The organism is Sodaliphilus sp., from assembly GCF_045598405.1.
Lineage (GTDB): Bacteria > Bacteroidota > Bacteroidia > Bacteroidales > Muribaculaceae > Sodaliphilus > Sodaliphilus limicaballi.
This window is the reverse complement of record NZ_JAZLLZ010000134.1, coordinates 1-13,365: the sequence shown is the minus strand read 5'-3', so window position 1 is coordinate 13,365 and position 13,365 is coordinate 1. Positions and strand designations below refer to the sequence as shown.

Below are 13,365 nucleotides of genomic sequence, written 5' to 3'. Positions count from 1 at the left end.
AAAGAAAACCATGCGGTTGTAAACTTTTAACCGCGTTTTTTTGCCGGAATATCATTGATTTCAGTAATATCAGTGTTGTCCAGGAGGTGAATGTGGAAGAATTTTAGTATCTTTGCCATTGATAACTGAAAAGAAAGAAAAACTTATGATACTAGAAGTGTGCTGCGGAGATATCGCGAGTGTGCATGCTGCCAGTGCGGGCGGCGCGCAGCGCGTGGAACTGTGTTCTCGTCTCGACCTTGACGGCCTGACTCCTGCCGAGGAGATGGTGCGCGAGGCACGAATGGTGCCGGGCTTGCGGCTGCATGTGCTCATACGCAGCCGCGAGGGCGACTTTGTGTATAGCCGCGAGGAGGTTGAGGAGATGGCCGGGTCGGTGCAGATGGCGCGCAGGCTGGGTGCCGATGGCGTGGTCATCGGTGCGCTCACCCCGGCGGGCGATGTGGATGTGCCTGCCGTGCAGAGGCTCGTGAGCGAGGCTCGGGGCATGCAGGTGACGTTTCACCGGGCGTTCGACGTGTGCCGCAATCCGCAAGAGGCTCTGGAACAGATCATTGCTCTGGGGTGCCACCGCATCCTCACTTCGGGCCAGGCACCGAGCGCGCTGGAAGGCGTGCCCATGCTCGGCCAGCTGGTGAAGCAGGCTGCCGGACGCATCATCATCATGCCCGGAGCTGGCGTGAACGAGATAAATGCCAAGCACATACTGGACGCAACAGGCGCCCGGGAAATCCACGGGTCGTTGCGCTCGCCGCGAGAGGACGGGGTGCTGGTCACTGATTCAAGAAAAGTTAGTACTATTATGAAGAAGATATTAGTTTGCCTTGTTGCAATGTTAGCGATGTCAGGCAGCTCGCATGCCAGCGAGGTGTCAAAGTATATGGACTTCCTCTACGCCAACATGGCGTTGCCCGACAGCACCGACTATGACCGCGCGTTCTATGAGCGCAACATCGAGAGTTCGTTGCAGGCACGCGAGGAGATGCCCTGGGGCAAGATTGTCCCCGAGCGTGAGTTCATGCACTTTGTCCTGCCCGTGCGCGTGAACAATGAGAACATGGACTCGTGCCGCTGGGTGTTCTACCGCGACCTGCGCGACAGGGTGAAAGACCTGACTATGGCCGATGCAATCCTTGAAGTGAACCACTGGTGCCACGAGCGCGTGACCTACACGCCCAGTGACGGACGCACATCGTCGCCCCTGGCAAGCATACGCACCGCCTATGGCCGTTGCGGTGAGGAATCTACGCTGCTGGTTGCTGCCCTCAGGGCGGTGGGAATCCCTGCCCGCCAGGTTTACACTCCACGCTGGGCACACACCGACGACAATCACGCATGGGTCGAGGCGTGGGCCGACGGCAAGTGGCATTTCCTGGGAGCCTGTGAACCAGAACCCGTGCTTGACCTGGGATGGTTCAACGCTCCGGCATCGCGTGGCATGCTCATGCACACCAAGGCATTCGGCAAGTATGACGGCCCCGAGGAGAAGATGCTTGAAACAGCTTGCTACACCGAGATTAACGAGACACAGAACTATGCCCCCGTGGCTCCCGCAACTGTTGTGGTGACCGACAGGAACGGAAGCGTCGTGGCAGGTGCGCCGGTAGAGTTCAAGATATACAACTATGCCGAGTTCTACACCGTGTCGCGCAAATACACCGACGAGCGAGGCATCGCCACATTGCAGGCTGGCATGGGCGACCTCGTGGTGTGGGGCTGCAAGGATGGTTACTTCGGCTTTGAGCGCTGCCATGTGGCCGACGGCGACACCACCCGTCTGTGCCTTAACATTCCCACCGACTTCAAGGAACCGCTGACATTTGACATCACCATCGTTCCGCCCGTTGAGCGCAACACCTTGCCTCCCGTCACCGACGAGCAACGCAAGCGCAACAATGACCGCCTGGCAAGCGAGGATGCCATGCGCAACGCCTATGTGGCGACGTTCGACACCAGCACGCCGCTGCTCACCGCGTCGCGTGGCAACCATGCCGTGATACGCTCGTTTGTTGAAGCCACAGGCGACACTGCGCTGCTGTGGACACTGTCGGCCAAGGACTTGCGCGATGTGCCCATGGATGTGCTCACCGACCATCACAGCAATGCGCCCGAGCGTGCCAGCCATCTCTCGGTGGAGCTTTACGACAAGTATGTGCGTTGCCCGCGTGTGGCAGGCGAGATGCTCACGCCCTACCGCCGTTACTTCCTTGACAATATCCCCGCCGTGCAGCGCGAGCAGTGGCGCAACAGCCCGCAGCAACTGGTCAAGTGGGTGGCGCAGAACATTGCCATCGACGAGGTGCGCAATCCGCAGCACCTGCGCATGCGCCCCATGGGCGTGTGGAAGCACCGCACCACCGACGCTGTGTCGCGCGACATCCTGTTTGTGGCTCTGGCACGCACCTGCGGCGTGGCGGCACGCATCGATGGCGTGACGGGCAAAGTGCAGTATATGAACGAGAAATGCGAGTGGATTGACGTGGCGTTTGGCAAGGACGATGCCGCACAGGCGCAGCAAGGCACGCTGCGGGCCCACTATAAGGCTCAACCATGGCTCGAGAACCCCAAGTACTACATCCATTTCACCGTGTCGGCGTTGAAAGACGGTTTCCCCTCGCTGCTCAACTATGACGACAACGACACCTACGACAACACCTTCAAGCAAGGCCAACGCCTGGACACTGGCGCTTACGTGATGATAAGCGGCACCCGCCTGGCATCGGGCTCGGTGCTGGCGCGCGTGGTCCTCACCCGTGTGAACGAGAATCAGGAGACTGTCGCCGACCTTGAATTGCGCCAAGCGTCACACGAGCTGCAAGTGATAGGCAACTGCAACAGCGGCCTGCTGCTCGACAAGACCGGCCGCGGGTTCTTTGCCGCTGCAATCATCGCTCCCAGCAACGAACCCACCAACCACATCCTGCGCGACATCTCGCTGCGTCGCGCCGACCTCGAGGCTTGGGGACGCCCCATCGTGCTGATGTTCCGCAACGAGGACGAGGCGCAGCGTTTCCGCAAGGAGGACTTCCCCCAGCTGCCCAGCACCGTGATGTGGTGTGTCGATACCGACGGCGCAGTGGAGAAAGACATACGCGAGCAGATGCATGTGGCACCCGACGCTCCGCTGCCGGTGGTGTTCATAGGCGACACATTCGACCGCGTGGTGTTCTTCTCGCAGGGCTACACCATCAACATGGGAGACCAGCTGATGAATGCTGTCAACAAACTGAAAACAAAATAAATAAGATATGAAAAGGATAATTCTTGCTTGCACGGCACTTGTTTTTTCAGTCATTTCAGTGGCAGGTTTTACTTATTCAATTTTTTTTCTTACTTTTGCACCATGAAACAAATAATACTAACCATTAATGCAAAAAGATTATGATGCAGATCAAACGTTTATCTCTGTTATGCCTTATTATTATTGCTGCAGTTTCGTTCAACTCTTGCTCTGATGATGAACCTGCCACTCCACAGTATATCGACTATGAGTATGGAATTGAAGTTCTGGAAGGATACACTCATATCTATGACATTTCCTGCACTTACACTAACGTTTTCACCAACGAAGTAGAAACAAAAACTGTGGGTAATCTGGGTGAGAGCGTGTTCTCTGGCCGTGGCAAAGAAAAGCCCAAGGCCAAGGAATTCATGCTCAAAGTCGTAGGTAAACTCAAACCTAACGCCAAAGAACTTGTTGAAGAAGCCATCGCAAAGCATAAAAAATTTCCAATCGGCTTCAAGTGCCGCGGCAAGGCGTATGTTTACTCTGATCCTGAATGCACTAACTTTGTAAAGGAACTATTCTCTTTTCATGAAAGTTCAGAGTTAATCGAGATTGATGCCGAGAATCTGAAGTACTACATAGACACTTATCCCACAAAGGAAATCTGCGAGATTCACAAGCCCATTAAATAAGGAATTAGTGGACAAAAATGTGTATTTTTGCAGAAAAATTCAAAACACCTATAATAAAACATGAAAAAGATTGAAATCAATATTCCCTCGACCGAGGCATTGCAGGAGGCTGCACGCGAGTTCATGGCAGCGATGGGCGACTACACCGTCTTTGCTTTCTACGGGCAGATGGGTGCCGGCAAGACTACTTTCATCAACGCACTGTGCCGCGAGCTGGGCGTGGTGGAGGATGTGACCAATTCTCCCTCGTTTGCTATCATCAACGAGTATCGCAGCGACACCACGGCCGAACTCATCTACCACTTCGACTGCTATCGCCTGGAAAACGAGGAGGAAGCAATCGAAATAGGCACCGAGGACTACTTTGACTGCGGTGCTGTGTGCCTCATCGAGTGGCCCGAGCGCATCGAGGGACTGCTGCCCGACGACACCGTGGACGTGAACATCACCGTAAACGACGACGAGAGCCGCACAATGACCCTGACACTGCCAGAATAAAGGTTTAAAAGTTTAAAGGTTTAAATTCGAATTATCGAGTTATCGAATAATCGAATAATCGAAAATCCCCCCCCTTACAACAATGCCTAGATATATCCTGCTGCACGAGACTGCATCGACCAATACTTATCTCAAAAGCGTGGCCTCTGCCTTGCCCTCCGGAACTGTGGTCTATACCCACAACCAGACGGCGGGACGCGGACAGCGAGGCAACTCGTGGGAGGCCGAGCCGGGCAAGAACATCACCATGTCGATGCTCATCAAGAATCCCGCCGTGGCTGTGGCACAGCAGTTCTACATCAGCGAGGCGGTGGCTGTGGCCATTGCCCGAGTGCTCAACCGCTATGTGCCTGGCTTCCGGGTAAAGTGGCCCAACGACATATATCACCGCGACCGCAAGGAGTGCGGCATTCTCATTGAGCACGTGCTGGCTGGCGGAGGAATAGCCCACACCGTGATAGGCGCCGGCATCAACATCAACCAGACCGAGTTTTTGAGCGATGCCCCCAACCCCGTGTCGCTGGCACAGCTCACAGGCAATCAGCACGACGTGGAGGCAGTGATGCGCGAGGTGTGCGAGGAGATAGAGCGCCTGTGCCAGTTCACGCCGCAGTCGTGCCAGCAGTTGCACGAGGAATTCCTGTCGATGCTCTACCGCGGCGACGGCAAGGACTACACATTTGCCTTGCCCGACGGCACCCAGTTCCAGGCCGCGATACACAACGTGCTGCCCGACGGCACCTTGCAGCTGCGCACCCCTGACGGCACCGTGACAAGCTACCTGTTCAAGGAAGTAAAGCACGTGATAGGCAACAACACGCTGTAACCCTGCAAAAACTAGATAAAAGGGACGGTTCTTTTTATCTAGTTTTTGAGAAATTGACATTACTAAACGAATAAAAACGAAGATGAATATAGCAGTATATTGCAGTTCGCGCGACGGACTGCCTCAACACATCGAAGACATCGCCGTGGCCCTGGGACAGTGGCTGGGCAAGAACGGCCACACGCTGGTCTATGGCGGTGTGCATGCCGGACTCATGCACACCGTGGCACAGGCCGCCCACGACAGTGGTGCCCGCGTGGTGGGCGTGGTGCCCGAGTGCTTCAAGCACCGTCTCGACAAGGTGGTCGATGAACCCATCTACACCCATGACCTCAACGACCGCAAGGCCGAGATGTATAGCCGCAGCGACCACTTCGTGGTATTGCCCGGCGGCATAGGAACTATCGACGAGTGGGTAGCCACCCTGTCGCAGATCACCGTGGATCAGTCGCCGCGACGCATCGTGGTGATGAACCTCGACGGCATGTATGACCACACGGTGAAGCAGCTCGAGGCAAGCAGCAAGTCGCTCTTTGCACGCGTGGGCAACATGCTCGATATCTCCATCATCACAACCACTTCGCAACAAATGATAGAAGCACTAGAAACATTATGAAAAGCAAAGTATATACCCTCACCGGCGACAAGGGCACCACATCGCTCGTGGGCGGGCAGCGCGTGGACAAAGACAACATGCGCGTCGAGGCCTACGGCACTGTCGATGAACTCAACTCACACATCGGATTGCTCGCCAGCCTGCTGCGCGGACATTGCGACGAGACCACAGCCGCAACGCTGTTCAAGGTGCAGAACCGCCTGTTCAACCTGGGCGCTTACCTCGCCACCGAGACCGACGATGCCGCGAGTCCGGTGTATGGTTTGAGCGACGACGATATCAAGGGCATCGAGGCACGCATCGACGAGATGGACGCCACATTGCCCCCCATGCGCAGCTTCATCCTGCCAGGCGGGTGCCACAGCGCGGCCCAGGCCGACGTGTGCCGCACCGTGGCAAGACGTGCCGAGCGGCGTGTAATCACGCTGGCGCACAATGCTCCGGTCAACCCGCTCGCACTGCAATATCTGAACCGATTGAGCGACTTTTTCTTCATCTTGTCGCGATATATCAATGTTCAGAATGATTTTAGTGAAATTTTTTGGGACAAGAATGTGTAAATTCAGAATAAAATGTTATCTTTGCGCCCACATTTTTGAATTAACAACTTAAAATTTATATAAAACTATGTATTGGACACTAGAACTTGCTACAAAGCTTGAAGATGCACCATGGCCCGCAACCAAGGACGAGCTCATCGACTATGCAGTGCGCAGCGGTGCACCCCTCGAGGTGATTGAAAACCTACACGAGATTGAGGACGAAGGCGAAAGCTACGAGTCAATCGAAGACATCTGGCCTGACTACCCCAGCACCGACGACGATTTCTTCTTTGACGAAGAAGAGTATTAATACTTCGACAAAGAAGATATTTAAAAAATATAAATCCGCACCCAAAACAATGGATGCGGATTTTTATGTTCGCCCAGCACGAACGTATTCTAACGGGTGCAAGTCCCCAAGCCGCCCTAACAGTGGGAAGGCTACAGCCGAAGGCAAGGGTGTCCACCGCGAGGTGGAATCTGAAGGAAGCCGTAGGCAAACATCTGGCCCGACGTACAGAAACTTGATACCAAGGCTTATGAGAGTGGATAAGTCTGCATAACAAGACAAAGTCCTATAACTGTTCGGAACTCTCGGAGTAAATCAAGCGGGTATAAGGTGGAAAGAATGCGTCCATAACTGGGGAGGTCTCAAGGGCGAGTCCGCACGGATAAGCAGTAACAACGAACCTTGAGAAGTCAGCAGAAGCCATAGTAGCCGATATGGGAAAGGAAATCAACAATCGGTGAAGGGCAGTGCGACCCCTTCGAGGTCGGTTTTTGGGGGGCGTATTCCTTTCCGACGGCCTGCGGCCATCGGTTACGATGCAATGTGACGACTCCGTCGTCAAGACGTTATCCAGACAACATTAACGTCATATTACAGGGCAAACGCATCAAAATTGCACTGCAACTGCGGCCATCGGTTACGATGCAATGGATGGTGTGTCAAAATGCGCTTTGGTAGAGTACAATGCAAAAACAAGAGCAGGTAGGGACGATACTCCTGTATCGTCCGTAGTGTTTTTAGTACGCTTATATTCAAGTAATTGCGCAATGTACTACGCTCGTTCCGAGCGTGCAGACGACACGGGAGTGTCGTCCCTACCTCAACTTGATTTCGCATTTTGACACACCCTCAAGACGCTATCCAGGCAACATTAACGTCAGATTACATGGCAAACGCATCAAAATTGCACTGCAACTGCGGCCATCGGTTACGATGCAATGTGACGACTCCGTCGTCAAGACGCTATCCAGGCAACATTAACGTCAGATTACAGGGCAAACGTATCAGAATTGCACCGCAACTGCGGCGAACATAACAAGGGGCGACTCGCTGTGAGCCGCCCCTTGCCGGGTTATTTAGAATTTAATCTTGTTCAGATATTATTCTTGAGTGCTATCCCACCATACGGGAATTGTCCAAACGTCATCTGCTTGGTTCCAAGCTGCAGGCTTGCCTTCTGAATCGACTAATACTGCACCAGGAACTTGTGAACCGATAGCTTGCAGGTTCTTGCTGTTGTAGTTGAGCTCGTGTGAGCACTGACGCCAGCGACGGAACTGCTTGCCGTCGGGAACAGCCTTCATAGCATCTGCGCTAAGCTTGTGAGCCTCGGGTACGAAGAAGCCGGGGAATACAGCGGGGTTGTAGTCGTAGCGACGATAGTCGTTCCAAACCTCCATTGAGAACATCAAAGCGATGTGCTTCTGGATGAAGATCTTACCAAGTGTGAGGTCGGCCATTGTACCAATACCATTGTTGACATAGTTGTCAATCTCTTCTTTAGTAAAGGGAACAAATGAGGGGCAGTTTGCAAGATTGTTATCCTCAGCAACCCAGCTTGTGAGACGCTCGTTCATGAGTTCCAAGCTTGCGCGAACACCTTCCTGGTAAGCTTCGAATGCACCCTTAGGATCGTTCTGGTTGAAGAGAACCTCAGCCTTGATGAAGCAAGCCTCGGGATATACACCCAGGTAAACGGGAGAAGAAACGCGAGTGAAGAATGTACCTGACTCGGTAGAAGCGTCTGTACCGCCACGGCGATACAGGATATCTACGTTGCCGAAGTATTCCTTACAAGAGCTTGTCTGCTCTACGAAGAGAGTATCGTTCAAGCGATCCTCGTTCTGAGTGTCAATGTAGAACCACTTTTGAGCGTTCCAAGAAGCGCGGATGGGACCGCCTGCCTGGGGAACATTGCTCATGTCAACACCCTTAGAACGACGCCACTTGCCTTCAAACTTAACATCGCTGGGAGTGTCGGCGCTCTTAGCAGAAACTGCCCAGGGGAGAATCTTAGCAGCGCGGGGGTCCTCGATGCCTGCACCGTTGAAGTTAGTGAGGTGCTCCTCAAGACGCTTAGTCACGAAGTAACCAGCGTTCATACCGCAAACTGAGAAGAGACCGTTGTATTCGATGGGTTCAGCCCAACCGAGCACGTCATAGTCGCCGTTAGCGTCGATACAGTGAGCGATAGTGTTGTCAGAGTTTTGCTTCTGAGCATGTTCAAGACAACGAAGAATCTCTTGAGCATCATACTTGCCATCAGTGTACTTGCCAGGACCCTTCTTGTTGAGGTGGTTGAGCCAGCGAGCCTTCAACAGATAAGCAAACTTAATCCACTTCTCAAGGTCACCATTGTTCCAAGAGTCGTTATCAGCGAGTGTGGGAAGATCAGCGGCCTGTGTGCGACCTTGTTCGAGCAACTTGATAGCCTCGTCGATGTCGGCGATACAGCCCATGAAGATAGTCTTACCGTTGTCATACTCGGGAAGAGCGGGCTCAGCAGCAGCCTGAGTGTAAGGCATCTCACCATAAAGGTCGGTCATGAGCATCATACCGTAAGCCTTGAGGAGCTTTGCAGCACCTGCATACTGGTAGTTACCTGCGTCACTTGCCTTCTTGAACATGTCGGGCACGTTAGCATAAGCGCCTACGAACCACCACTGGTAGGGGGTTGTACACAGTGAGTTTGTGGGATAGTGGATTGAAACATTGTAGTAAGTGCTACCATTAGTTGAAGTCCAGTCACCACAAGCGAAACTGTTACGCCAACCAGCGAATACTTGAGCATCGCGAGTATAGAACTGAATGTGTGCAAGGCGCTGGTTGTAGAGCGCAGCTGCATCTGACGGGCTATCGGGGTCAACGTTGATGTCAAGCCAGTCGTTGCATGATGTAAGGGCTAACGAAGCGAGACCTACACCGCACAATATCATTGATTTGAAAAATTTCATATTTGTATATTTTTTTATTTGTGGTTTGAATTAAATAAATCTCACTATTGTGATGGTTTATTAGAATGTCAAGTTAACACCAAATGCGAAGCTTGAAGTAGCGGGGATACCACAGTAGTCGAAACCAACTGAAGAAGAACCACCACGACCAGCACCAGAAGCAGCAACCTCGGGATCACCATCATAGTTAGTGAACAGGAGCAGGTTGGTTGCGCTAGCTGTTACAGAAGCACGCTTGAGGACCTTAGTCTTAGCAAGGAGTTCCTTGGGCAGTTCGTAGCTCAAAGAAATAGAGCGCAGACGCAGGCTGTTAACCTTAGTAATCCAGTTGCGAGTCTCATAGTTGTAAGCACCCTGATAGTAATTCTGAACAATGTTGTAACCACTGATCTGCTTGCCATTGAACTCGTAAGTCTTGTCGTAGCTGGGCTCCCAAGTGAAAGTCTTGTCTTCATAGATGGGCTTCTTGTCAGCATCTGTGCCAGTTTGAACAACACCGCTGATCACGAGAGGCTCGTTACGGAAGTCGCCAGAGAACTTGCTAACACCGCTCATTGTCATCGCATACTTGGTTCCGTTGAATACATCGCCACCTACGCGGAACTCCCACAGCATGTTGAATGTGAAGTTCTTGTAAGTAAGAGTGTTGTTCCAACCACCGCTGAACTTAGCCTCACGGTTACCAACCTGGATTGTAGTGTTGTCGGTAGTGGGGAAGCCGTTCTTGTCAAGGATGAGCTTGCCGTCTTCAGTGCGAGCCCACTTTGTACCAGAGATAGCCATGAAGTTACCGCCAGAGATAGAGCAAGCCTTAGCACCAGCATACTGAACGTCGGTTACATACATGAACTCCATACCCTCGGGCAGACCGTCCATTGTACCACGGTTACCAGCTACGTTGATACCAGTCTCCCATGTGAAGTCCTTGGTCTGGACGGGAGTACCGCTGAGTGAGAACTCAAGACCCTTGTTGTAAACGTTACCTGCGTTGATTGAGCAGAAGATGTAACCAGTTGACTGAGGACCACGGGGGCTCAAGATCTGGTTGTAAGAGTCGTTGGTGTAGTAAGCAGCGTCAAACTTGATGCGGTTCTGGAGGAAGCGCAATTCGAGACCAATCTCAGTAGATTTAGTCATCTCAGGCTTGATGTAGGGGTTACCACGAGTCCAGCTGTTACCTACTGACACGTTGCCGCCGAGGTAAGAGTGAACATCCCACAGATAAGTGTTGGTCTCGTAGGGGCTTGTGTCCTTACCTACCTTAGCCCAAGATGCGCGAATCTTACCAAATGACAGCCATTCGGGCTTAGCCTCACCCATGAGCTCGGTGAATGCGATAGCACCACTCACGCTGGGATAGAAGTAAGAACGGTTCTCGATGGGAAGTGTTGAAGACCAGTCGTTACGGCCTGTAACTGTCAAGAAGATAGCGTTGCGCCAGTCAACACGGAATTCACCGAATGCGGCAACGAGGCGCTTGCGTGAACTGCTGTGTGCAAAGTTCTTGTTATCCTTTGATGTGTTGTCATAAGAGAAGAACTCGGGAACAGCAAAGTTGAATGCCATCTTATAGTCACGAGTAGTGCTGGTGTAGTCGGTAGAAGTACCGAGCATCAAGTTAACGTTGAAGTCACCAAACTGCTTGTTGAAGTTGGTCATCAAGTTAGTGGTGAGGTAACGATACTTCATAACGTTGTCACTCATCATACCATTCTGCCAAGCACGCTTGATAACGCCGTTAGGAGCGATGCGGTTGTGGTTCTCCTGTGTATAGCTATCAACACCCATGCGGTAGTTAACCCACCACCAGTCGGTGATATCAGCCTTAACATTGAAGTTGCCAGTGAAGCGCTCGGTCTGGTCGGTCATGCTGTTCTTGTTGATAATCCAGTAGGGGTTATCACGCTCTTCCCAAGGTTGCAGACGGTCGCCAAACATGCGATAACGTGAGCCATCCTCGTTGAGCCAGTGAGTCATGTCATCGGTGGGTGACCAGTTATCTACTGCGTAGAGAGCACCGGTACCTTCTGAACCATAGAGACCACCGCTGGTGAGGGTGCGTGATGTACGTGAGTCACTGTAAGCAGCATTAGCGCCGAAAGTGAATATCTTATACTTCTGCTCACCGTTGAAACGGAATGTAGTCTTCTTGTAACCTGTGTTGGGAACAACACCTGTCTGATCAAAGAATGAACCAGAGAGGAAGAAGTTGCTATTCTCGGTACCACCCGATACGCTCAGGTTGGTATCCCAAATACCGCCATTCTGATAGAAGTTGCCGATATTGTCATACACGGGCTGGTTAGTGATGCGATCACCCCAAGAGTTGTAAGAGTAATCGTTGAAGACAGTTCTTTGGAACTTGCCCTCGCCGTCATAGATGTCCTCCATGAAACCGCGGCGGAATTCCTTCTGAGTCTTGGGAAGGGTCTTGCACCAAGAGGTGATGTACTTAGCATTGAGGTTAACCTCAACTGAACCCGATTTACCCTTCTTGGTAGTGATGATAACAACACCATTGGCAGCGCGTGAACCGTAAAGAGCGGCAGCAGCAGGACCCTTGAGCACTGACATGTTCTCGATGTCCTCGGGGTTGATATCCATTACACGGTTAGATGATGTGGTTGAAGTAGAACCAGAACCATCAAAACCTGTATTACCAATAATTGAAGAAGAGTTGTCATAGATGATACCATCTACAACGAAGAGAGGCTGGTTGTCCTTGCCCTCGCTGGCAGTAGTACCACCACGCAAGATGATCTGAGCACCAGCACCCGCAGCACCCGAAGACTGAGTCACGTTAACACCGGCAATCTTACCCGAGAGTGAGTTGATGGCGTTAGCGGTCTTGTTCTTCATGAGCTCTTCGGCCTTGAGGTCATCAACGGCGTAACCAAGAGACTTGCGGTCTTTCTTGATACCGAGCGCAGTTACCACAACGTCGTCGAGAACGTTGGATCCGTCACTCAGGGTCACGTCCATAGTAGCACCAGTGACCTTAACCTCCATGGGCTTAGAGCCGATGTAAGAAATCACGAGAGTGCTTCCTGCGGGAGCGTTGATACTGTAACGACCGTCAACATCAGTAGCAGTACCACGGCTGGTACCCTTTACCATAACGGTAGCACCGATGAGAGGCTCACCATTGGCGTCTTTTACGACACCTGACACTTTGTTATTCTGCGCAACAGCGGTAAAGCCCACATTGCTCTGGCTTGACACCAGACCAGCGGGAGCACCACATGCAATAGCTAGCGCAGCTAACAGTACACATTGTTTTTTCATACGCACAATTTTGTGAGTTAGTTTATAAAAATTGGTAGTTTGTCTCTATAATAGTCAGTTGTTTAATAAGCTCAACACGCGCCAAGACATAGTCCGGCACATAATTGAATATGCAAAATTGGTTAAAAATTTTTAGTTGTGCAAGTATTTTTTACATTTTTTTCGGTTTTATGTTTTAAAACACATATTTAAAATTTCACGCACGCACACATTTTTATATATATCACCCGCATCCGGCTGCACTAACACGCCGGTTCCACCCCGTTGCCCATGTAACATTTATTTACAATAACTATTTCCTTAATTCCGCAGCACTTTTGTTAACAATTTTTATAATATCCTGAGCAACAAAAAGTTGCCCAGGATTTGGTCATGTCGGTGATTTCACTTAATTTAGTGCGGCAAATAAAACCAAACGAACCACCAACACGACATCG

Annotated in this window: 9 protein-coding genes and 1 pseudogene; 8 read left to right on the top strand and 2 right to left on the bottom strand. The window is 51.7% G+C overall.

The features are described from left to right. Nucleotides 1-145: 145 nt before the first annotated feature. The 8 genes and pseudogenes from ACKI3C_RS09465 to ACKI3C_RS09430 all read left to right on the top strand — a co-directional run. A pseudogene (locus ACKI3C_RS09465) lies at nucleotides 146-733 on the top strand (copper homeostasis protein CutC); the annotation flags it as partial. Nucleotides 734-832: 99 nt separating this feature from the next. Then, complete coding sequence (locus ACKI3C_RS09460) at nucleotides 833-3,241, top strand: transglutaminase domain-containing protein (protein WP_407404455.1); 2,409 nt, start codon at nucleotides 833-835, stop codon at nucleotides 3,239-3,241. Nucleotides 3,242-3,381: 140 nt separating this feature from the next. Beyond that, nucleotides 3,382-3,918: a hypothetical protein gene (locus ACKI3C_RS09455; protein WP_407404385.1), complete on the top strand. Its 537-nt coding sequence runs from the start codon at nucleotides 3,382-3,384 to the stop codon at nucleotides 3,916-3,918. A 60-nt stretch (nucleotides 3,919-3,978) separates the two neighbouring features. After that, complete coding sequence (gene tsaE / locus ACKI3C_RS09450) at nucleotides 3,979-4,416, top strand: tRNA (adenosine(37)-N6)-threonylcarbamoyltransferase complex ATPase subunit type 1 TsaE (RefSeq protein WP_407404383.1); 438 nt, start codon at nucleotides 3,979-3,981, stop codon at nucleotides 4,414-4,416. Nucleotides 4,417-4,498: 82 nt separating this feature from the next. Beyond that, nucleotides 4,499-5,242 carry a biotin--[acetyl-CoA-carboxylase] ligase gene (locus ACKI3C_RS09445; protein WP_407404381.1) on the top strand — a complete coding sequence of 248 codons (744 nt, stop codon included), beginning with the start codon at nucleotides 4,499-4,501 and terminating at the stop codon, nucleotides 5,240-5,242. An 82-nt stretch (nucleotides 5,243-5,324) separates the two neighbouring features. After that, nucleotides 5,325-5,858, top strand: coding sequence for a TIGR00730 family Rossman fold protein (locus ACKI3C_RS09440; protein ID WP_407404379.1), 534 nt, complete (start codon nucleotides 5,325-5,327; stop codon nucleotides 5,856-5,858). After that, complete coding sequence (locus tag ACKI3C_RS09435; RefSeq protein ID WP_407404453.1) at nucleotides 5,852-6,418, top strand: cob(I)yrinic acid a,c-diamide adenosyltransferase; 567 nt, start codon at nucleotides 5,852-5,854, stop codon at nucleotides 6,416-6,418. The genes ACKI3C_RS09440 and ACKI3C_RS09435 overlap by 7 nt, the downstream gene beginning before the upstream one ends. A gap of 67 nt (nucleotides 6,419-6,485) precedes the next feature. After that, nucleotides 6,486-6,710, top strand: coding sequence for a DUF2795 domain-containing protein (locus ACKI3C_RS09430; protein WP_407404377.1), 225 nt, complete (start codon nucleotides 6,486-6,488; stop codon nucleotides 6,708-6,710). Nucleotides 6,711-7,789: 1,079 nt separating this feature from the next. Here the strand turns inward: ACKI3C_RS09430 and ACKI3C_RS09425 are convergent. Both ACKI3C_RS09425 and ACKI3C_RS09420 read right to left on the bottom strand, forming a co-directional pair. After that, nucleotides 7,790-9,643, bottom strand: a complete 1,854-nt coding sequence (locus ACKI3C_RS09425; RefSeq protein WP_407404375.1) for a SusD/RagB family nutrient-binding outer membrane lipoprotein — start codon at nucleotides 9,641-9,643, stop codon at nucleotides 7,790-7,792. A gap of 60 nt (nucleotides 9,644-9,703) precedes the next feature. Then, nucleotides 9,704-12,928 (bottom strand): SusC/RagA family TonB-linked outer membrane protein, encoded by a 3,225-nt coding sequence (locus ACKI3C_RS09420; protein ID WP_407404373.1) that lies wholly within the window; start codon nucleotides 12,926-12,928, stop codon nucleotides 9,704-9,706. Between the last annotated feature and the right edge of the window lie 437 nt (nucleotides 12,929-13,365).

Excerpts from the sequence above, each read along its gene's own strand:
- ACKI3C_RS09460 (WP_407404455.1), top strand. The coding sequence starts at position 833 with ATGTTAGCGATGTCAGGCAGCTCGCATGCCAGCGAGGTGTCAAAGTAT.
- ACKI3C_RS09455 (WP_407404385.1), top strand. The coding sequence starts at position 3,382 with ATGATGCAGATCAAACGTTTATCTCTGTTATGCCTTATTATTATTGCT.
- tsaE (WP_407404383.1), top strand. The coding sequence starts at position 3,979 with ATGAAAAAGATTGAAATCAATATTCCCTCGACCGAGGCATTGCAGGAG.
- ACKI3C_RS09445 (WP_407404381.1), top strand. The coding sequence starts at position 4,499 with ATGCCTAGATATATCCTGCTGCACGAGACTGCATCGACCAATACTTAT.
- ACKI3C_RS09440 (WP_407404379.1), top strand. The coding sequence starts at position 5,325 with ATGAATATAGCAGTATATTGCAGTTCGCGCGACGGACTGCCTCAACAC.
- ACKI3C_RS09430 (WP_407404377.1), top strand. The coding sequence starts at position 6,486 with ATGTATTGGACACTAGAACTTGCTACAAAGCTTGAAGATGCACCATGG.
- ACKI3C_RS09425 (WP_407404375.1), bottom strand. The coding sequence starts at position 9,643 with ATGAAATTTTTCAAATCAATGATATTGTGCGGTGTAGGTCTCGCTTCG.
- ACKI3C_RS09420 (WP_407404373.1), bottom strand. The coding sequence starts at position 12,928 with ATGAAAAAACAATGTGTACTGTTAGCTGCGCTAGCTATTGCATGTGGT.